The organism is Parvibaculum lavamentivorans DS-1 (assembly GCF_000017565.1).
Lineage (GTDB): Bacteria > Pseudomonadota > Alphaproteobacteria > Parvibaculales > Parvibaculaceae > Parvibaculum > Parvibaculum lavamentivorans.
The window spans coordinates 897,014-915,913 of the sequence record NC_009719.1; the positions used below are offsets into that span (position 1 = coordinate 897,014).

The 18,900-nt window shown below is 63.9% G+C and carries 20 protein-coding genes; 9 read left to right on the forward strand and 11 right to left on the reverse strand.

Features of this window, described 5'->3' with window-relative positions; genetic code table 11:
• Positions 1-41: 41 nt before the first annotated feature.
• The gene (locus PLAV_RS04200; protein ID WP_012109698.1) at positions 42-953 is read right to left on the reverse strand and encodes a LysR family transcriptional regulator; all 912 of its coding nucleotides are present in this window, start codon (positions 951-953) and stop codon (positions 42-44) included.
• Positions 954-1,175: 222 nt separating this feature from the next.
• Between PLAV_RS04200 and PLAV_RS04205 the strand changes: the two genes are divergently transcribed.
• Positions 1,176-2,174, forward strand: coding sequence for an NAD(P)H-dependent flavin oxidoreductase (locus PLAV_RS04205; RefSeq protein WP_012109699.1), 999 nt, complete (start codon positions 1,176-1,178; stop codon positions 2,172-2,174).
• Between the two features lie 49 nt (positions 2,175-2,223).
• Here PLAV_RS04205 and PLAV_RS04210 read toward each other — a convergent pair whose 3' ends face one another.
• Positions 2,224-2,928, reverse strand: coding sequence for a Crp/Fnr family transcriptional regulator (locus PLAV_RS04210; protein ID WP_012109700.1), 705 nt, complete (start codon positions 2,926-2,928; stop codon positions 2,224-2,226).
• A gap of 100 nt (positions 2,929-3,028) precedes the next feature.
• Between PLAV_RS04210 and PLAV_RS04215 the strand changes: the two genes are divergently transcribed.
• Positions 3,029-3,859 carry a TauD/TfdA dioxygenase family protein gene (locus PLAV_RS04215; protein WP_012109701.1) on the forward strand — a complete coding sequence of 277 codons (831 nt, stop codon included), beginning with the start codon at positions 3,029-3,031 and terminating at the stop codon, positions 3,857-3,859.
• 68 nt (positions 3,860-3,927) lie between these two features.
• A complete protein-coding gene (locus tag PLAV_RS04220) occupies positions 3,928-4,797 on the forward strand; it encodes a TauD/TfdA dioxygenase family protein (RefSeq protein WP_012109702.1) in 870 nt (289 codons plus the stop codon).
• Positions 4,798-5,215: 418 nt separating this feature from the next.
• Here PLAV_RS04220 and PLAV_RS04225 read toward each other — a convergent pair whose 3' ends face one another.
• The 4 genes from PLAV_RS04225 to PLAV_RS04240 all read right to left on the reverse strand — a co-directional run bounded on the left by PLAV_RS04225 (position 5,216) and on the right by PLAV_RS04240 (position 8,855).
• A complete protein-coding gene (locus tag PLAV_RS04225; RefSeq protein ID WP_012109703.1) occupies positions 5,216-6,121 on the reverse strand; it encodes a DMT family transporter in 906 nt (301 codons plus the stop codon).
• 21 nt (positions 6,122-6,142) lie between these two features.
• Positions 6,143-7,384, reverse strand: a complete 1,242-nt coding sequence (locus PLAV_RS04230; protein WP_041535839.1) for a serine hydrolase domain-containing protein — start codon at positions 7,382-7,384, stop codon at positions 6,143-6,145.
• 31 nt (positions 7,385-7,415) lie between these two features.
• On the reverse strand, positions 7,416-7,709 hold the full coding sequence (locus PLAV_RS04235; RefSeq protein WP_041535840.1) for a hypothetical protein: 294 nt from the start codon (positions 7,707-7,709) through the stop codon (positions 7,416-7,418).
• Between the two features lie 87 nt (positions 7,710-7,796).
• Positions 7,797-8,855 (reverse strand): serine hydrolase domain-containing protein, encoded by a 1,059-nt coding sequence (locus tag PLAV_RS04240; protein WP_202944002.1) that lies wholly within the window; start codon positions 8,853-8,855, stop codon positions 7,797-7,799.
• A gap of 119 nt (positions 8,856-8,974) precedes the next feature.
• Here PLAV_RS04240 and PLAV_RS04245 point away from each other — a divergent pair, with 119 nt between their 5' ends.
• Positions 8,975-10,945, forward strand: a complete 1,971-nt coding sequence (locus tag PLAV_RS04245; RefSeq protein ID WP_012109706.1) for a glycoside hydrolase family 5 protein — start codon at positions 8,975-8,977, stop codon at positions 10,943-10,945.
• Here the strand turns inward: PLAV_RS04245 and PLAV_RS04250 are convergent.
• The 4 genes from PLAV_RS04250 to modA form a co-directional block, all read right to left on the reverse strand.
• On the reverse strand, positions 10,932-11,726 hold the full coding sequence (locus PLAV_RS04250; RefSeq protein ID WP_012109707.1) for a DNA-binding transcriptional regulator: 795 nt from the start codon (positions 11,724-11,726) through the stop codon (positions 10,932-10,934). The genes PLAV_RS04245 and PLAV_RS04250 overlap by 14 nt on opposite strands.
• 65 nt (positions 11,727-11,791) lie before the next feature.
• Positions 11,792-12,517, reverse strand: coding sequence for an ABC transporter ATP-binding protein (locus PLAV_RS04255; protein ID WP_012109708.1), 726 nt, complete (start codon positions 12,515-12,517; stop codon positions 11,792-11,794).
• Complete coding sequence (gene modB, locus PLAV_RS04260) at positions 12,510-13,157, reverse strand: molybdate ABC transporter permease subunit (protein ID WP_245545219.1); 648 nt, start codon at positions 13,155-13,157, stop codon at positions 12,510-12,512. Before modB ends, PLAV_RS04255 begins: the two co-directional genes overlap by 8 nt.
• 48 nt (positions 13,158-13,205) lie before the next feature.
• Entirely contained in the window at positions 13,206-14,000 is a 795-nt protein-coding gene (gene modA / locus PLAV_RS04265) for a molybdate ABC transporter substrate-binding protein (protein ID WP_012109710.1), read from the reverse strand.
• Between the two features lie 186 nt (positions 14,001-14,186).
• Between modA and PLAV_RS04270 the strand changes: the two genes are divergently transcribed.
• Genes PLAV_RS04270 through PLAV_RS04290 form a run of 5 tightly spaced genes read left to right on the forward strand, consistent with a single transcriptional unit; the run spans position 14,187 to position 17,322 of the window.
• Complete coding sequence (locus tag PLAV_RS04270; protein WP_012109711.1) at positions 14,187-15,044, forward strand: TauD/TfdA dioxygenase family protein; 858 nt, start codon at positions 14,187-14,189, stop codon at positions 15,042-15,044.
• Between the two features lie 26 nt (positions 15,045-15,070).
• Positions 15,071-15,640, forward strand: coding sequence for a DUF1214 domain-containing protein (locus PLAV_RS04275; protein ID WP_012109712.1), 570 nt, complete (start codon positions 15,071-15,073; stop codon positions 15,638-15,640).
• On the forward strand, positions 15,637-16,182 hold the full coding sequence (locus tag PLAV_RS04280; RefSeq protein ID WP_012109713.1) for a DUF1254 domain-containing protein: 546 nt from the start codon (positions 15,637-15,639) through the stop codon (positions 16,180-16,182). The genes PLAV_RS04275 and PLAV_RS04280 overlap by 4 nt, the downstream gene beginning before the upstream one ends.
• A 22-nt stretch (positions 16,183-16,204) precedes the next feature.
• Positions 16,205-16,780 (forward strand): DUF1214 domain-containing protein, encoded by a 576-nt coding sequence (locus PLAV_RS04285; protein ID WP_012109714.1) that lies wholly within the window; start codon positions 16,205-16,207, stop codon positions 16,778-16,780.
• Positions 16,777-17,322: a DUF1254 domain-containing protein gene (locus PLAV_RS04290; protein ID WP_012109715.1), complete on the forward strand. Its 546-nt coding sequence runs from the start codon at positions 16,777-16,779 to the stop codon at positions 17,320-17,322. Before PLAV_RS04285 ends, PLAV_RS04290 begins: the two co-directional genes overlap by 4 nt.
• Here the strand turns inward: PLAV_RS04290 and PLAV_RS04295 are convergent.
• The gene (locus PLAV_RS04295) at positions 17,312-18,859 is read right to left on the reverse strand and encodes a N,N-dimethylformamidase beta subunit family domain-containing protein (RefSeq protein WP_012109716.1); all 1,548 of its coding nucleotides are present in this window, start codon (positions 18,857-18,859) and stop codon (positions 17,312-17,314) included. The genes PLAV_RS04290 and PLAV_RS04295 overlap by 11 nt on opposite strands.
• Positions 18,860-18,900 lie beyond the last annotated feature (41 nt).

Consider the following 18,900-nt stretch of genomic DNA (forward strand, 5'->3'; position numbering starts at 1 on the left):
TATGCCTGTTCAGCGCTGAATGCCGGAATGTTCGGATGTGTTCAGGTGACGTTTCGCCCCGCCAGCCGGTCGCGATCCACCTTCGCCTTCTCGCCGAGGAAATCGATGACGGCGCGCACGGGCGCGGTGTCGCGAAGGTCGGGATGCGCGAGCAGCCACATCTCCGTGCCATTGGCGAGCTTCTGCGGCGCAATGCGGATGAGGTCGTCATAATGGTCGCCCGTCAGGCAGACGAGTGTCGAGATGCCGACACCGGCCCTGACCGCCTGCACGAGATCGGCGTCCGAGAAACAGCGCAGCGCCACCCGCGCCCCCTGCGTCACATGGGCGAGCCAGTCCGCGAGTTCCACCTCCGCTGCCCGTCCGCCGAAGCCGATGATCCGATGCTCTTTCCATTCCTCGCGCTTCGAGGGCAGGCCGAAGCGTTCCGCATAGGAGCGCGATGCATAGAAACCGACGCCGATGCGGCCGATCTTGCGGCCCACCACGTTCTCGCGCCCCGGCCCGTAAGGCCGGATGACGATGTCGGCGTCGCGCCGCTTCACCGATACCTGCGTCACCTCGTTCACGATCTCGATCTCGATGCCGGGATGCCGCGCCGCGAATTCGTCGAGATAGGGCATGAACCAGTAGGAGGCGATGCTGTGCGGAATGGCGACGCGCACCAGCCCCTGCGCCTGCCCATCCTCGCTCGATGCTGCGTGCAGCGCGCGCTCGGCGGCCAGCGACATCGGCTCCACTTCCGCGCGCAAGCGCTCGCCGGCGCCCGTCAGCGCATAGCCGGTCGGCTCCCGCACGAAGAGCTTCGTGCCGAGCCGCTTCTCCAGCGTCGCGATATGGCGGCCCACCGTGGCATGGCTGAGCTTGAGCCGCCGGCCCGCGCCGGACAGGCTTTGCGTATCCACCACCGCGAGAAAAATGCGATAGGCGTCCCAGTTGGCGTCGTTGTTCATGCGTGAACAATCCAATGTCTGATCTTGTCGCGGCAGACTGCGCCGCTTTTTCCGTCATTTCAAGAACTTGCGAATGCTTGGAGGACGTTGCGGCAAGGCGTTTCGCCGCCATTTCCGCCGATTCCCGGCGTGCAAAAGCCTCGAACCTTCTGCTAAAACTGCCCCATATCGAAATTTGCGGAAGCGCGCCGGTTAGGTGCGCTTCAATCAGGGAGAGGGAAAGTGCTCAAAACCAGATTCACGGAAATGTTCGGGGTCGATCACCCCATCGTCCAGGGCGGCATGCAATGGGTCGGCCGCGCCGAACTCGTCGCCGCCGTGGCGAATGCGGGCGCGCTCGGCTTCATCACCGCGCTCACCCAGCCGACGCCTGAAGACCTCGTGAAGGAAATCGCCAAGTGCAAAGGCCTCACCGACAAGCCTTTCGGCGTGAACCTCACCATCCTGCCGGCGCTGAAGCCGCCGCCCTATGCCGAATACCGCCAGGCGATCATCGAGTCCGGCGTGAAGATCGCGGAAACCGCGGGCTACAAGCCGCAGGAACACGTCAATCACTTCAAGGAACACGGCATCAAGGTCATTCACAAATGCACCGCCGTCCGCCACGCGCTCTCCGCCGAGCGCATGGGCGTCGATGCCATCTCGATCGACGGCTTCGAATGCGCGGGCCATCCGGGCGAGGATGACATTCCGGGCCTGATCCTCATTCCGGCCGCCGCCGACAAGGTGAAGATCCCGATGATCGCGTCTGGCGGCTTCGGCGATGCGCGCGGCCTCGTCGCCGCGCTCGCGCTCGGCGCCGAAGGCGTCAACATGGGCACACGCTTCATGTGCACCAAGGAAAGCGCCATCCATCAGAAGGTGAAGGAGCAGATCGTCGCCAATGACGAGCGGGCGACCGATCTCATCTTCCGCACGCTGCACAACACGGCCCGCGTCGCGAAAAACGCCGTCAGCCAGGAAGTCGTCGCCATCGAAAAGAAGGGCGGCGCCAAGATCGAGGACATTGCGCATCTCGTCGCCGGTGCTCGTGGACGCGTCGTCTATGAAGCGGGCGACCCCGATCACGGCATCTGGTCGGCCGGCATGGTGCAGGGCCTGATCTACGACATCCCGTCCTGCCAGGAACTGGTGACGCGCATGGTTTCGGAAGCCGAAGCCATCATCAAGACGCGCCTCAACCGCATGGCCGGCATGTCCGTGGCGCAGGCTGCGGAATAATCCGCCACTCACGAAACAAAAGCCCGCGCCGGAAACGGTGCGGGCTTTTTCATGCGTTCTCGGCCGCCACCAGCCGCCTCAGCGCCGCCGCATCGCGAATTTCGATCGCCCGGTAGCCAAGCGCGACAACCCCCCGCCTCTCGAGATCCTTCAATATGAGATTGACCGTCTTCCGCGACAGCCCGGTCATTTCCGCCAGCTCGTCCTGGCGTATCGGCAGCGTGGCGGTGCCATCTTCATTGTCCCATACAGCCGCATAGGCCTGCAGCCGCGATGCAACCTGCGCAGGCGGCGGCAGGCGCGACCGCTCCGCGAGCACCTTCATCGCCCATGTGAGCTGCTCGGTCGCCAGCTCCGCGAAATGGAGCCAGAGCGACGGCAGGTCGCGGGCAATCGCCGCCAGCGCATGCTGCGGAATGAAGATGATCTCCGAGCGTTCATGCGCCACCGCCGTCGTCACCCGGTGCCCGCCCAGAACCTGTGCCGCATAGCCGAAGATCGAACTCGGACCGGAAATATTGATCGGCACGTTTTCGCCATTGTCGAGCGCCACATAGGTCGTCACCGAGCCGCTGAGCACGCCGTAGAGACCGCGCGCCTCGTCGCCTGCGTCATAGATCCAGTGTCCCGCTTCCACCGTCGAAACCTGCGCATGGGCGACAAGTTTGCGCCGCAGTTCGGCCGGCCGCCGCGCGAACCAGTAGTTCCGTCCGAGCATGGCCGCCACGCGTTGGGAAGTCGGGGCCTTTTCCATGATCCATGCCTGAATTGTTACTTCCGTAACAATCTATACCGCACGCAGGCTTAGCCTCAATCCCATGACCGGCAAACCGGTGCTTCACATGGAGGAAATCATGGGTGCGATCGAAGTTCGGAAAATGACGGGCGGCTGTGGCGCCGAAGTGCTCGGCGCCGATCTGGCGAAGCTGAGCAATTCGGACATGGAGGCCGTGCGGCAGGCCTATGTCGACTACGGCGTCGTCTTCTTCCGCGACCAGAACCTCACGCCCGAGGACCACATCGCCTTCGCACGCCGCTGGGGCGACATCGTCGTCAACAGGTTCTTCACGCCGACTCAAAATCCGCTCATCGCCGAGGTGCGGAAGGAGAAGGAGCAGACCGTCAATATCGGTGGCGGCTGGCACACGGATCATTCCTACGACGCCGAACCCGCCATGGGCTCCGTGCTCGTCGCGCGCGAACTCCCGGACGAGGGCGGCGACACCATGTTCGCCAGCATGTATGCCGCCTGGGACGCGCTGACGCCGGGCCTGAAGAAAACGCTGGAGGGCTTGCGCGCCGTCCATTCCAACGCGCATGTCTTCGGCGCCGCCGGCTTCTACAAGAACAGCGATCAGGGCAAGGGCTTCAAGGGTGAAAATCTCGTCAGCGAAGCCGTCCACCCCGTCGTCGTCACGCATCCCCTGAGCGGTCGTAAGGCGCTCTACGTCAACCCCGGCTTCACCACCCATTTCGAAGGCTGGAGCTGGCTGGAGAGCAAGCCGCTCCTCGACTATCTCTTCGCCCATGCGGCGCGGCCCGAATTCACCTGCCGCTTCCAGTGGCGCGACGGCTCGGTCGCCTTCTGGGACAACCGCGCCACCTGGCACTACGCGGTCAACGACTACCACGGCGAGCGGCGCCTGATGCACCGCATCACCATTGCCGGCGCGCCCCTCCAATAGGTTTTACCCGCCGGGCCGATGTGGCAATCTCTCGTCAAAGCTCCATGAAAGGAGCAGGGGAGGGAACCATGTCGCAAGCCGCCGCGAAACCGCGCAGCATCCATGTGAAGCCGAACGCATCCGGCTTTGGTGCCGAAATCACCGGCCTCGATCTGTCGAAGCCGCTCCCGCCCGATGTGCTGGCGGAAGTGCATCGGGCATGGGCAGACCACGCCGTCGTCTGGTTCCCCGATCAGCCGCTCACGCATGACGAGCTTGAAGCCTTCACCCTCCAGATCGGCCCCTTTGGCCACGATCCCTTCATCGCACCCATGGAAGGCCGCCCGCATATTCTCGAACTGCGCCGCGAGCCGAACGAGAAGGCGCGGAATTTCGGCGCCGGCTGGCATTCGGACTGGAGCTTCCAGGAAGAGCCGCCCGCCGCCACCATCCTGCACTCAAAGGTAACGCCCCCCGTCGGCGGCGACACGCTCTATGCCGATTGCACCCGCGCTTATGACGCGCTTTCGGATGAGATGAAGAAAGTGCTTTCCGGCCTCACCGCTGTTCACAGCGCCGCGCTTCCCTACGGCACCAAGGGCATCTTCGCGCAGGAAAAAGAGCAGCGGACAATGAAAATCATCGTCAGCAAGGAAGCCGAGAAAACATGTCCGCATCCGCTGGTGCGTACGCATCCTGTCACCGGCCGTAAGGCGCTCTATGTCAGTCCCGTTTACACCGTCGGCATCGAAAGCATGACGCATGAGGAATCCGCCGCCATTCTCGGTTTCCTTTACACCCACATGACGAAAGATGAATTCGTCTACCGCCACAAATGGCGCGAGAACATGCTCACCATGTGGGACAACCGCTGCACGCTGCATTTTGCCGATGGCGGCTATGACGGTCATCTGCGTGTCATGCACCGGACCACCGTCGCAGGTGATGTACCGCATTAAATTGTCCCCGGACGCATTATTTAAGGAATCTGTCCCGCCTCGGGACAGTTGGGTAGAATCATGCGTCTACGGACGAATCTCCTTCCAAAGAAGCCTGCTCTGAACTAGTCTCGCTCTATCGGGTCTTGTTCGGCGCCACTGCCCCCCAGCCCCCCGCCGGGCAAGTCCGTCAGCTGTTCCAGGCTGAAGCGAGACGAACGGGCACTGATGCGGCTTTGCCTTCCTGTCCGCACGGTTCCCGGGGACGACGCGCCGGCGTGTACCCCGAACACGCCTGTGCGGTGGAAGCGGAAATGTTGCCAGCGACCCCTTGCCCCCCCAAGCCGCGGCAACGAACTCTATACCGTCTTCCGCCATCGCTCCCGGGGTCCGGCAATCAGCCGGGCTCCGGGAGACGATGTCCTGACAGGCGACCTGTCTAGCGGGCGAATATCAGCAGCAGAATGCCGCCAATGACCAGCGCAATGCCGGTAAGCTCCAGCGCGTTCGTCTTTTCCCGGAACAGGAAATGCGACGAAGCGAAAGTGAAGACGAGCTCGATCTGCCCGAGCGCCCGCACATAAGCCGCGTTCTGTATCGTCATTGCCGTGAACCAACCCATGGAGGCCAGCGCGCCGGTCACACCGACAAGCGAGCTCACTTTCCACGTCCGGAACGACGCGGAAAGCTCCGCCGGATGCCGCAGGCGCAGCCATACCGTCATGACCGCCGTTTGTATGAGCAGCACGATCACGAGCGTATAGGCGGCGGAAACCAGAAAATCCGGCCGCTCCAGCGATAGCGATGCCGCCCGGTAGCATACCGCCGCCACGCCGTAGCAGGCGCCAGAGCCGATCCCCATCAGCGTCGGTTTCTCGCCGAGCGACCGCCAGAATGTGCCCAACGTCAGCTTCGACTGCGCGATCGAAATCGCGAGAACGCCGGCAAGGCTGATAAGGATGGCGGCAAAGGCCCCGAAGCTCAGATGGTCGCCCAGCACGATGATGCCGAAGAGAGCGGTCTGGATCGTCTCCGTCTTGGAATAGGTCGTGCCCACCGCGAAATTGCGATAGGCGAACAGCGCCACCAGCAGCACCGTCCCCCATATCTGCGCCAGCCCGCCCACCGTCGCATAAGCCAGAAAAGACGCATTCGCCTCCGGCATCGCGGCGCCCGTAAAGGCGAGAAGCCCCCACAGGTAAAGTGCCGCCACCGGCAACCCATAGGCGAAGCGCACATAGGTAGCACCGAGCGCCGACATCTCACCCGTCAGTTGCTTCTGCAACGTCGAGCGCAGGTTCTGCAGGAACGCAGCTGCGATTGTCAGCGGAATCCAGAGCGGCATGATGGCGGGCGCGCCGCTTCCTCAATCGATGATGGCGCCGTAGACGAGCTGTTGAAGCTGCGGCCTTAGCGGATAGGTGGAGGAGGGATAGAGCTGCGTCATCAGAATGGCGATCAGGTCTTCTTCCGGGTCGATCCAGAAATAGGTGGAAGCAGCGCCGCCCCACGAAAAATTCCCCGCCGAGCCGATGGCCTGCGTCACCGCCGGATCCAGAACCACCTGGAAGCCGAGCCCGAAGCCCGCGCCTTCCGCCGCCAGTTCGCTGAAGGCGGAAATCGACATTTCCTTCATTTCCTTGCCGCGCGGCAGATGGTTCAGCGTCATGAACTCGATGGTCTTCGGCGAACAGATGCGCACTCCGTCCAGTTCGCCGCCATTCAGCAGCATCTGGCAGAAGCGCCAGTAGTCCATCATCGTCGAGGTAAGTCCGCCGCCACCGGAGAGAAACTTCGGCGGCTGCGCATAGGTGCTCGTCTCGTCGCCGACATCCATGATGCCGGACTTGCCCGTCTTCGGGTTCTTGAAATAATTGGTCGCGAAGCGCCCGAGCTTTTCCTTCGGTACGAAGAACGCCGTATCCACCATGCCGAGCGGCGCGAAGATGCGCGAGGTGAGAAACTCGTCGAGCGGCCGCCCCGACATCACTTCCACCAGATGCCCGCACACATCCGTCGAAACCGAATAATTCCAGTGTTCGCCCGGCGAGAACAGCAGCGGAATCTCGGAAACGGCCTCGACCATTTCCTTCAGCGTCATGCCGACCGTATTCGCGCCCTCGATGCCGGCATCCCGGTAAAGCTGGTCCACCGGATGCTCATACATGAAGCCATAGGTCAGCCCCGACGTATGCGTGAGCAGGTCGCGGATCGTCATTTCCCGTTCGCAGGGCTTCGTCTCGTATTTCTCCGCCGTGCCGCTCGCCCAGACGCGCAGCTTCTTGAACGAAGGGATATAGCGCGACACCGCGTGGTTGAGCTGGAAGTGCCCTTCCTCGTAAAGCATCATCAGCGCAAGGCTCGTGATCGGCTTCGTCATCGAATAGATACGGAAGATCGTGTCCTTTTCCATCGGCAGCCCGCGCTCGCGGTCGCGATGTCCCGCCGTTTCGAAATGCGCGATTTCGCCGCCGCGCGAAACCAGCGTGGAAAAGCCCGCAATCTTCTCCCGGTCGACATAGGACCGGAAATAATTCGTGATGTTGGCGAGCCGCGCGGGGTCGAAACCGGAATCCTCGGGTTTGCCGACGCGGGGTATGATGTTCATGACGAATTCCTCCGGATAGTGTTTTTGAAGATCAATTCTGTTCGGACGCGGCGAGCGCGCGAAAAAGCTCGTCGGCGCTCCGGGCCCGCGCGGCAACGCCCCCGGCTTCCTCCGCGCCGAGCCCGATGGCTTCCCAGCCTTCCGGCGTTTTCCGCAGGCGAAAGCTCGGCCGCAAATGCCCGCAGCGCGTGAGGTAAGGCGCGAGAACCCCTTGGCCGTTGGTTCGGAAGTCGAGATCGAACGGAGATCCCTCGGCCGCCAATGTCAGCCGCCGCCGGTCATGCTCCGTAACGAGATCGCCGGGAAATCGGACGATGCTTCCCAAAGTGCCGTGCCCCTGTTTCGAGTGCAGGCGGCAGTCTACACGCAGCGCCCCGCCTTTGGCTTCTGTAATTCGCGGTGTTGCGCCGTCTCAGCCGCTCCTGAAACAATCCACAATATCGGCAATCCACGCTTTCGGATTGAGCTTCATTTCAAGCGACGTCTTCCCGTGGCGCACCACCACCATGTCGAGCTCGGGCACGATGACGGTGTATTGCCCCTCGAAACCATTGGCCGAAAAGCTCCCTGGCCCGGCAAGGTCGAGCCACCAATGCGCGCCATAAGCACCCTCGGCGCCCGTCTGCTGCCATGTCGGCGTCCGCGCATAATCCACCCAGCCTTCCGGCAGGATACGCTTTCCCTCCCACACGCCGTCGCGCAGATAGAGAAGGCCGAAGCGCGCGAAGTCCCGTGGCGTGCAGAAGCAGAATGACGAGCCGATGAAGGTCCCCGCCGCATCGAATTTCGGCTTGGCGCTTTTTATGCCGATGGGATCGAACAGCCGTTCGCGCATGAAGGCTTCGAAATCCGGCCCGAAGGCGTTCGCCGCCCGCGCCGCCGCCCGCGCGACGATGTTGGTCGTCCCGCTCGCATAGGACCAGTAGCTCCCCGGCTCATGCTCCAGCGGAAACGACGCCGCGAAATGCGCCACATCGTCCTTGCCCGCGCCCCACAGCATCTCGATCACATCGGAGGGATGTTCCGGCACATAATCCTCGCGAAACGCCAGCCCGCTCGACATCCGCAACAGCAGGTCGAGCGTGATCTTCCCGCGCGGGTCGCCCGCCTCCTGCCATTCCGGCACATCGGCGGGCGCGTGAATATCCATCTTCCCGTCCTTGACGAGAATGCCCACAAGGGCCTGCGTAATGCTCTTCCCCTTCGACCAGGACGGGCAGGTCACATCCGGCCCGAAGCCCGTCCAGTACTGCTCATGAACCAGCTTGCCGCTCTTGATGACGACCACAGCATGCGTCTCGCCAAGATCGGCGGGGGCGTCCGGTGCGAAGGCATGGTCCATCAGCCGCTGAAAGCGCGCCTTGTCCGCCCCGGCCGGCAGCTCACCCACGGGCCAATCCCCGGTCGGCCAGGCGACGCCCGCAGGCTGGGCGGGCAGGGCAGGGAGTTTTTCCTTCGTCGGCGCGTTCATGTCTCGGTCCCGTTGTTGCCGGCCAATGCTGCCCGCTGCCGCCCGGAGATGCAATCCGCCCTGTCCCGCCGCGCCCATGCCCGCTATCCTCGACCCAACGATAAAAGGGGAGGACGGAAATGGCGTTGCCGAGGCTCGGAATTGAAGGCGAGTGGTTTCAGGGAACGGATGGCCGCAAGCGCATCCTGCGTGGCGTCAATCTTGGCGGCGACTGCAAGGTGCCATATGCGCCGAACGGCCACACAAATATCCCGACCGATTTTTCCGATCACCGCACCGTCTCCTTCGTCGGCCGTCCCTTTCCCCTCGCGGAAGCGGATGAACATTTCTCCCGCCTCAAGGCATGGGGCTTCAACTGCCTCCGCCTGCTGACCACATGGGAAGCGGTCGAACATGAAGGCCCCGGCCGCTACGACGAGGCCTATCTCGACTATTTCGCCGAACTCTGCCGCAAGGCCGACGATTACGGCCTCTATGTCTTCGTCGATTTCCATCAGGATGTCTGGAGCCGCATGACAGGCGGCGACGGCGCCCCCGGCTGGCTCTTCGACGCGGTCGGCCTCGACTTCACGAAGTTCCATGCCGCCGGCGCGGCGCATGTCATGCAATACAAATACGACTTCGCGAAAGGCGGCCGCCAGGAAGAAAACTACCCGACCATGACCTGGTCGCAGAATTACAAATACCCCGCCAACGCGATCATGTGGACGCTCTTCTTCGCCGGCAACACCTTCTGCCCGGACTTTCTCGTGCAGGGCCGCCCCGCGCAGGATTTCCTTCAGGAGCATTATCTCGGCGCGATGGAAGCCGTCGCACGCCGCGTGAAAGACCTGTCCAACGTCATCGGCTTCGACTCGCTGAACGAGCCGGGCTCAGGCTATGTCGGCCAGTGGCTGAGCTACCGGCACACAGGCCCCAGCGAGAAAAACCCCATGCCCGCGCGTCCCGGCCTCGCCTGGTCGCCGCTTGACGGTTTCGCCGCCGCGCGCGGTCTCGCCCGCGAACTCCCGGAAATGCATATCGACTGGGAGCAGCGCGCCGTCGTGAAGAAGCGCGACGTGCTGGTGAACGGCGATGGCGTCTCGATCTGGAAGCAGGGCCGCCATTGCCCCTTCGAGCGCGCAGGCGTCTACCGCATCAATGGCGGCGAGATCGAAGCCATGGATGAAAAATTCTTCCGCGAGCGCAACGGCCGCAGATTTGAAATGGAAAAGGATTTCATGGGCCCGTTCTTCGCCCGTGTCGCGGAGCGCGTGCGTGCCGTCAACAATGACTGGCTGCTCTTCGCCGAGCTCGATCCCGGCGCCGGCCTCGGCCACGGCTTCCCGCCCGACACGCCCGAGCGCACGGTCAATGCCAGCCACTGGTACGACATCGTCACGCTCTCGACCAAGCGGTTCGACTTCCCCGTGAAGATCAATCCCTATACCGGCCGCACCACCGAAGGCGCGGAAGCGATCGAAGCCTCCTACACGCGCCAGCTCGGCCGCCTGAAGGATGCCTCGCACGCATTGAACGGCGGCACGGGCGCACCGGCCCTTCTCGGCGAATTCGGCATCCCCTTCGATCTCGACAATGCCGCCGCCTACAAGGCGTGGAAAGCGGGCGACCGCACGGATGCGCCTTGGGAAAAACACATCATCGCCCTCGACCTCATGTACAACGCGCTCGACCAGTTGCTCATGCACTCGACGCAATGGAACTACACCGCGTCGAACCGCAACGATCAGGCGGTGGGCGATGGCTGGAACCAGGAAGACCTCTCGATCTACAGCATCGACCAGCGCGTCGACCCGTCGGATGTGAACAGCGGCGGCCGCGCGCTTGCCGGCTTCGTCAGGCCTTATGCCCGCGCCGTCGCGGGCCGCCCCTTGAAGATGAAGTTCAAGCGCGAGACCGGCGCCTTCCGTTTCATCTATCAGGCGGAAGGCGAGGGCGAGACGGAAATCTTCGTACCGAACCTGCAATATCCGAATGGCTATGACGTCGAAGTCGAAGGCGGCACCGTCACCCGCGATGAGGAAAACCAGTGCCTCCGCGTCCATGCCGTCGGGTCCGACAAGGTCGGCGTCATGATCACGAGGCGGTAGACCGTTCCTCGAGGTTCGCCGCAATCGCCGCCGCCGTGCGTTGCAGCGCCGGCAGATAGCGTTTCACGGCTTCCGCCTCGCTCATGGTCGAGCCGATATAGCGGATGTTGATGCAGGCGGCGACATGCTCGCCCTGCATCACAGGCACCGCGAGCCCCATCGCCGGGTCGCCGCGCGGCGCCGCCGTGTTCGCATAGCCGCGCTTGCGAATACCTTCGACCATCGCGGCCATGTAGCTCTCGTCGCGCGCGGGCGCGTTCATCTTCGATTTCGAATTGCGCAGCAGCGTCAGCAGCACGCGCCGCTCTTCCTCCGGGCAGAAGGCGATATAGGCGCGCGCCAGTGCCGAGACGAGAATGGCCAGCCGCCGGTTCAGCCAGTCCGGGTCCATCGCAAACGGGCTTTCCTGCCGCGTCGAAAGCCGCACCAGCATCGCGTCCCTGTCGAGCGTGGCGAGGCCCATCGGCCATTTATGTTCCGCCGTCAGCGCCGAAAGAAAAGGCCGCGCCGCCTCCACCACGAGATCGCCATGCCGGAAGCCGCTGGAAAGCCGGAGAACGCGCTCGGTCAGCGCATAACCCGCCATCCGCGATACGCGCCGCACATGCCCCGTGGAGATCAGCGTATCGAGCAGCCTCACCAGCGTCGGCTTCGGCAGCCCCGTCTCCTCATGCAGTTGCGCAAGTGTCGTCGCCTTGCCGGTGGCGTTCATCGCTTCCAGCACCATCAGGCTTCGGATGACGGGGTTCACCCCGGCCGCATTGTCGAGCAAACGTGGCATCGGATTCTTTTCAGGCTGTCTGCCTATAGTCTAATTCCGCGGCACGGAATAGCCAGACAATCCGCTCAGTCGTCCGCGGCAAGGTCCAGCAGTTCGGCCACGGCCTCGCTCGCCGGATGGGCCATCACCTCTTTCACGCTGCCTGCCTGCAGAATTTTTCCCCGATGCATCACACAGATGCGTTCGGCAAGCCGCCGCACATCGTCGAGGTCATGCGTCACCAGAACCACCGGCATGGGCAGATCGCGGCGCAGCTCCGCCAGTTCGCGGCGCAGGCTCCGCCGCGTCACGCGGTCGACCGCCGAAAAGGGTTCATCGAGCAGCAACACGTCGGGCCGCCGCGCCAGCGCGCGCGCCACCGCCACGCGCTGTTGTTCGCCGCCAGACAGTTCGGCGGGCCTCCGGTCGGCATGGGTGTCGAGATGCACGCGCGCGAGATAGCCGGCCGCCGCCTCGTGCCGCGCCTCTTTGGGCAGGTCGCCCAGCGCCTCCATCACATTCTGGCGTGCCGTCAGATGCGGAAAAAGCGCATAGGATTGAAACACCAGCCCTGCGCGCCGTTCGCGCGGGCGCATGTTGATCTTCTCTTCGCTGTCGAGCCATGTCGCGCCGTTGCAGGCGATGTTTCCTGTCGCGCCTGTGTGGAAGCCCGCAATGGCGCGCAGCGTCGTCGTCTTGCCGCTGCCCGAAGGCCCGACCAGCGCCATCGCTTCGCCCGGCGCCACGTCGAAAGACACATCGAGCGGGAAGGGCGTCTCCTGGCGGAGGCTCACCCGGAGGCCCTTATCCATGGCGCCGTCCGATGCGTTGCGTCAGCAGATAGCTCGCGGCGATGGTGGCGAGCGACACCATCAGCAGCACCGCCGCCATCTGTCCCGCCGCCGCCTCGTCGAATGCCTGCACGCGGTCATAAATCGCAATGGCGATGGTGCGCGTCTCGCCGGGAATGCTGCCGCCTACCATCAGCACCACGCCGAATTCACCGAGCGTATGGGCGAAGGTCAGCACCGTGCCTGTCAGAATGCCGGGCCAGGCGAGCGGCAGCTCCACCCGCCACAGCATCCGCCACCACGACATGCCGCAGCTCGCCGCCGCCTCGCGAAGCTCCGGTCCCACCGCCTCGAAGGCGCGCTGTATCGGTTGTGCGGCAAAGGGAATATTGACGATCAGCGAGGCAACGAGCAGTCCCTCGAAGGTGAAGACCAGCGTCTGCCCGAACAGCCACTCGAATGCCTGTCCGAACCAGCTTGCCGCGCCGAAGCCCGACATCAGGTAGAAACCCACTACCGTCGGCGGCAGCACCAGCGGCAGCATCAGCATTGCTTCGATGGCGGGCTTCGCCTTTATCCGTGTAACGGCAAGGGCGCGTCCACCCAGCACCGCGAGCGGGATCAGCAACGCAACGGTCAGCGCGCCCAGTCGCAAGCTCAATCCAAAGGCTTCCCAGTCCATTTGTTCCCGGCTTCCGTATCGGCGGTCCTACATGGCCTCGCCGGGAAGAACATAGCCGTAGCGGCGCATGATTGCCCGCGCTTCCTCGCCTTGCATGAAGCCGTAAAAGGCATGCGCCGTCTCGCCCGCGCCCTTCAACAGCGCCATGCGCTGGCGCAACGGCCTATGCCGGTCTTCGGGAACCAGCGCATATGTTCCGCGCGTGCCCACCTCGGGTGCCAGCGCCAGCGAATAGGCGATCAATCCGCCTTGCGCGTTGCCGGATGTGGCGAACTGCGCCGCCTGCGAAATATTTTCGCCGATCACGAGTTTGTCCTCGATGGCATCCCACAATCCCGCTTTGTCCAACGCCTCTTTTGCGGCCCGGCCATAGGGCGCGTGTTCAGGATTCGCTATGGCGAATTTCTTCAGCCGTCCGTCTTCCAGTGCCGCGCCGAGATCGGCCAGCGTGCCGTCGGCAAGGAGCGGCGACCCTTCACCCGCCATGATGACGAGACGGCCGACCGCATAGATGTCGCCTTCGCCGTTCGCCGTCAGGCCCTTCTCCGTTAGCCCCATCACGAACCCCTCATCCGCCGACAGGAACATCTGGAAAGGCGCGCCTTGCTGAATTTGCCGGAAGAAGTTTCCGGATGAACCGAAGGCAAGCTTCACCTCCTTGCCCGTCTTCCCGGTAAAGGCGGTGGCCACGTCGGTCAGCGCGAATTGCAGCGTTGCCGCCGCGGCTATGTTAGGCGTCTCCTCCGCGCGGCCGGGGCCCGCAAGCGGCAAGGAGGCGAGCGCAAAGGCGGCGAGCAGCAGGATGGCGCGTCTCGGTTTCATGGCTGGCTCCATCGACATCACCGGTGGAATGGTATCGAAAGTACGAAAGGCGCGATATAGCGCCAGTTTTGCCACCTAATTCCGTCTGACGGAATTTTGAAACATGGTTGAAGCGCCGGGCGGCCGGAGCCCCGTAAGCTTCCTGGCAATGGGATCGGGAGGTCCCTTGATCCGGGAGGAATGATCATGAGCCAGGCCGCCAAGGCGCCACAACCGGCGCCCTTCACCCTTTCGCCGCTGACGCCCCTCATCGGCGCCGAGATAACCGGCATCGACCTCGTAAAACCGCTCGACACCGCCGCGCTTTCCGCGCTGCGTCAGGCGCTGCTCGACTGGAAGGTCATCTTCTTCCGCGATCAGGACATCACGACGGATCAGCACCTCGCCTTCGCGCGCCTCTTCGGCGAACTCGAAGTGCATCCCTTCGCACCCCACAAGCAAGGCTATCCCGAAGTCCTCGCCATCACGCATGACCGCGACCGCCCGGGCCGCGAGAACAAATGGCACAGCGACGTCACATGGCGCGAATGCCCCTCGCTCGGCTCCGTCCTCCGCGCCATCGAAGTGCCCGAGGTCGGCGGCGACACGCTCTTCGCCGACATGTATGCGGCCTATGACGGCCTCACCGAAGAAGTGAAGGAAAAGATCGACGGTGCCGTCGCCATCCACGATTTCGCGCATTTCCGCGCTGCCATGCGCGCGCGCGGCAAGAGCGAAGCCGAGATCGAGGAAATGAACCGCAAATATCCGATGGTCGAGCATCCGGTCGTCCGCACCCATCCGGAAACCGGCCGCAAGGGCATCTATGTGAACGTCGCCTTCACCCAGCATATCGTCGGCTTGGAAAAGGCGGAGTCGGATGCGCTCCTGAAGCATCTCTACGCGCAGGCCGCGATCCCCGAATATCAGTGCCGCTTTCGCTGGCAGAAAAACTCCATCGCCTTCTGGGACAATCGTTCGAGCCAGCACTACGCCGCTTCGGATTACTGGCCGGCCACCCGTCGCATGGAGCGCGTCACCATAATCGGCGACCGTCCGCGCTAAGGGCTGTCATACGCAAGAGAGAAAGAATGAAAACACTTATCTATTGGGGCTCCGCCCTGGCGGCGGCGCTCGTCCTCGCTCTGGGCACCGCATGGTGGTTCGTCAACGACTATGGTGGCACCTACCGCTCCGGCGCATGGACCACATCCACCGCCTATGGCAGCGTTGAGGCGGATATGTACACCCGCGCCCGCGTCGCTCTGTTCGGCCTTCTCGCGCTCGACAAGCGCGAGACCATGTACTACCAGACCCGAACCGACAGCGCGGGCGAGCCCCTGTCAGGCAACTGCACCTACCGTCTCGAAGGCAGCGACCTCGCCGCCCATTGGTGGAGCATCACCGCTTACGATGCCGACAGCTTTCTGATCCCCAACGAGCGCAATGTCTTCTCCTTCTCGCAGACGACAACGGCGCGCGAACCGGATGGCAGCTTCGTCATCCGCATATCCCCCGATCCGCAGGAGAAGAACTGGTTGCCGGTCAAGGCGGGCGAGGGCTTCGACCTCACTGCGCGCTTCTACAACCCGCAAGCGTCGATCTACGCCGATCCCGCCGCTGCGGTTCTTCCCATCATCGCGAAGGAAACCTGCCGATGAACCGCAAACCTCAGTGGCTCGCCGTTGTCGCGGTTCTTGCCGTCATCTTGCATCTCGCCATCGTCTGGGCGGTCCCGCGCGTCGTCATGTCGGTTGCGATGGCCAAAATCGGCGATACCGCGGCGCTCAACGAATTTACGCATCCGCCCCGCGCGACCGATGCATCGCGTGCCGTCGTGCGGCCGAGTCCGGATCTCGCCTATTCGATCTGCCTTCTCGACCTGTCGCAGGGTCCGGTTCGCATCGAGGTGCCGGCCAGCGCGCCCTACACCTCGCTCGCGCTCTATTCCTCGATCACGGATAATTATTTCGTCCGCAACAACCGCGAAGATGGCGGACTTCAGGATGGCGAAATGATTGGTGTCGTCGTCACCGGTCCCGCTGACGAGGCGCCAGCGAACCTGCCGGAAGGTCTCGCCGTCGTCAGCTCGCCGACGGAAAAGGGCCTCGCTCTTGTCCGCCGCGTCATCGAGAGCGACGCCGCCATGCCGGGGCTCGACGCGCTGCGCGCATCCTCGGTTTGCACACCATACGGAAACTGAGATCGTCACGGAGGGAGTGAATATGAAACCCGTTTTGTATTGGGGCGGCATTCTCGCCGCCGGGCTGCTGCTGGGTCTCGTATCGGTGGTCGTGGGCTTGAGGGTCGGCAATCCCGCCATCACCCTCAGCTCCGGCCCCTGGACCACCACACTCTCCGCTGGCAGCGCGGATGCGGACATGTATACCCGCGCCCGCGTCGCGCTTTTCGGTCTTCTCGCTCTCAACAAGGAGGAGACGATGTATTACCGCACCGCCACCGACAGCGCAGGTGAGCCGCTCTCGGGCGATTGCATCTATGTGCTGGAGGGCGGCGATCTCGCCGCGCATTGGTGGGCGATCACTGCCTATGGGCTTGATGGCTTCCTGCTGCCGAACGAGCCCGGCATCTATTCCTTCTCGAAGACAACGGTGAAGCGCGATGCCGCCGGCCGTTACACCGTCCGCGCTTCCGCCGAGCCGCAGGCGGGCAACTGGATTCCGCTGCGGGCGGGGGAGCCGTTCGATCTCACGGCCCGCCTCTACAATCCAGAACCCTCCGTCTATTCGGCGCCGCAATCCGCGGCCCTGCCCACCATCGTCAGGGAGAGCTGCCAATGAAGCGCGTTCTCGTATTCGCCGGCGCCACGCTGTTGGTCGCCGCCATCGTCCATGTCGCCGTGGTCTGGTCCATTCCGCGCGTCGTGATGTCGAGGGTCTTCGAGGGCGTTGGCGGTGCCGGCGCGGTGAACAACTTCCTCTCGCCGCCTCCCGCCACCTCCGCCTCCCGCACCATCGTCCGGCCGAGCGCCGACCTCGCTTATTCGGTCTGCATTCTCGATCTCTCGGCGGGGCCCGTCCTGCTGGAGGTGCCCGCCACCGCGCCCTACACCTCGCTCGCGCTCTACTCCGCCACGACCGACAATTATTTCGTCCGCAACAACCGCGAAGGCGAGGGGGTGGGCGAGGGCGAGCCGATCGGCCTCGTCCTCACCGGCCCCGGTGAAGCGCCGCCCGCGAACCTGCCGGAGGGATATGCCGCTGTCGCTTCGCCGACCTCGAAAAGCCTCGCACTCGTGCGCCGCGTCATCGAGAACGATGCCGCCCTGCCGAGGCTCGACGAGATCCGCGCGCGTTCCGTCTGCACGCCCCTCAACGGCTGAGAAACCGCTCCAGCACGTTCCGCGTGATCCTGTCGACGAAGGGATTGCCCGCCTGCAGCCCATAGGCCCATTCGGTCGTGCCCGAGTTGAACACCTCGCCCTTGCCGCGCCTGAACGTCGCGAGCACCGCATGGCCGCGCATCATCCGCGCGCGGTTCTCCGGCGCGTCATATCCGGCAAAGGCCCGCGTCAGCGGTCCCCACGCTTCCGGTGGCACCAGCCCGGCGAATTCCGATTCCGGTTCGCCCAGCGTCACAGGTGCCGTCGCGATGATTTCCAGATGAGCGGGCACGCCGAGCCGCGCCACCGGCTTCGGCAATCCGTCCTCGCCGAAGGTGAGAGCGCAGCCGTCATTCTCGTAGCCGATCAGCCGGCAATCGTCGCCGAACACATCGCCCCAATAGAGGTCCGCGCCCTCCAGCGCCCAGTGCTTCTCGTCCCACACCGTATAGCCGCCGATCCCGCGCGCCACGCACAGTCCGAAGCGGTGATAGCCGCCGAAGAGAAACGACAGCCCCGTCAGTTGCGCCTCCGGCTTGCCGATCCACGGGCTCGACCAGAGCCCTGATGTGAGATGCCGCTTCTCCGGTATCGCCGCCAGCGGGTCCTCGTCCTCCGCCCGCGCCTTGTGCGCAACGAAGATCTTGCCGCCATCTTCCCAACGGCACTGCCAGTAGCAGGTATTGCCCGAGAGAATGATCGCGCGCCCGCCCTCGTCGACGAAGCGTTCCACTTCCGCTCGCTGCCCCCAGCTCCAATATTCGCTGTGCCCCACGAAAAGCGCCGCCGTGTAGCCGTCCAGCACGCCCGGCTCCGCTTCAAGGTCGTAATCGGTGAGATAGTCGAGCGCATATCCCGCGCCCTCCGCCCAGGTAACGAAGGCATGTTCCCACTTGTCGGTAAAGCCCGCCGGGCAGTCCCATCCCTGGCCGCCCGCCTCGATCTCGTGAACGACCTCGCCCGGCAGCACGCGCTCGCGAAAGCCGCGCCGCGTCTCGCTCACCAGCCGGTGCTTCTCCGCCGCCGGCTGCATGATGCCGCGCGAGAAAGGCCGCTCCGCCGAAAGCCGCGCCGCCACGACATGGCGTCCTTGATCGGCGGGAACAGGCGCGGGCGGGGGCCCGCCGAGCCAGACATAGGTGTTGGCCCCGCCCCAGGAATTATAGGCGTGATAGGTATTGGTCGCGAGAACGATGACGGCCTTCTCGGTCTGCTGCGCCGGCCGCACGCAAAGCATGTGATGCCCACTCGCCCCGTCCGCGCCCGTGAAGCGGATATCGTAATAGCCGGAGCGCCACTCGGCCGGCACCTCAAGCCGGAATGCCTCCGGCCAGCCGCAGCCATGGATATGCGCTTCCTCCGGCGCCGCGTGCCGCCCCACGGCAATGCCCTCCTTGCGCCACAAGGGTTCCCGCTTCGCGCCCAGCCGCGCAATTTCGACATCGCACCTGCCGCCCGTCGCCGACAGGAAGAAGCTCACCGTCTCGCCCGGCCGCGCGCTCAACTTGTCGGAATAGCCCCAGATCCACTTGTCCACGAACCGCGCCTCTTTCTGAAATGAATATTCCTCACATCAGA

Bases quoted from the DNA above. Each gene is read 5' to 3' on its own strand.
- PLAV_RS04200 (WP_012109698.1), bottom strand. From the start codon at position 953: ATGAACAACGACGCCAACTGGGACGCCTATCGCATTTTTCTCGCGGTG.
- PLAV_RS04210 (WP_012109700.1), bottom strand. From the start codon at position 2,928: ATGGAAAAGGCCCCGACTTCCCAACGCGTGGCGGCCATGCTCGGACGG.
- PLAV_RS04215 (WP_012109701.1), top strand. From the start codon at position 3,029: ATGGGTGCGATCGAAGTTCGGAAAATGACGGGCGGCTGTGGCGCCGAA.
- PLAV_RS04220 (WP_012109702.1), top strand. From the start codon at position 3,928: ATGTCGCAAGCCGCCGCGAAACCGCGCAGCATCCATGTGAAGCCGAAC.
- PLAV_RS04225 (WP_012109703.1), bottom strand. From the start codon at position 6,121: ATGCCGCTCTGGATTCCGCTGACAATCGCAGCTGCGTTCCTGCAGAAC.
- PLAV_RS04230 (WP_041535839.1), bottom strand. From the start codon at position 7,384: ATGAACATCATACCCCGCGTCGGCAAACCCGAGGATTCCGGTTTCGAC.
- PLAV_RS04240 (WP_202944002.1), bottom strand. From the start codon at position 8,855: ATGAACGCGCCGACGAAGGAAAAACTCCCTGCCCTGCCCGCCCAGCCT.
- PLAV_RS04245 (WP_012109706.1), top strand. From the start codon at position 8,975: ATGGCGTTGCCGAGGCTCGGAATTGAAGGCGAGTGGTTTCAGGGAACG.
- PLAV_RS04250 (WP_012109707.1), bottom strand. From the start codon at position 11,726: ATGCCACGTTTGCTCGACAATGCGGCCGGGGTGAACCCCGTCATCCGA.
- PLAV_RS04255 (WP_012109708.1), bottom strand. From the start codon at position 12,517: ATGGATAAGGGCCTCCGGGTGAGCCTCCGCCAGGAGACGCCCTTCCCG.
- modA (WP_012109710.1), bottom strand. From the start codon at position 14,000: ATGAAACCGAGACGCGCCATCCTGCTGCTCGCCGCCTTTGCGCTCGCC.
- PLAV_RS04270 (WP_012109711.1), top strand. From the start codon at position 14,187: ATGAGCCAGGCCGCCAAGGCGCCACAACCGGCGCCCTTCACCCTTTCG.
- PLAV_RS04275 (WP_012109712.1), top strand. From the start codon at position 15,071: ATGAAAACACTTATCTATTGGGGCTCCGCCCTGGCGGCGGCGCTCGTC.
- PLAV_RS04280 (WP_012109713.1), top strand. From the start codon at position 15,637: ATGAACCGCAAACCTCAGTGGCTCGCCGTTGTCGCGGTTCTTGCCGTC.
- PLAV_RS04285 (WP_012109714.1), top strand. From the start codon at position 16,205: ATGAAACCCGTTTTGTATTGGGGCGGCATTCTCGCCGCCGGGCTGCTG.
- PLAV_RS04290 (WP_012109715.1), top strand. From the start codon at position 16,777: ATGAAGCGCGTTCTCGTATTCGCCGGCGCCACGCTGTTGGTCGCCGCC.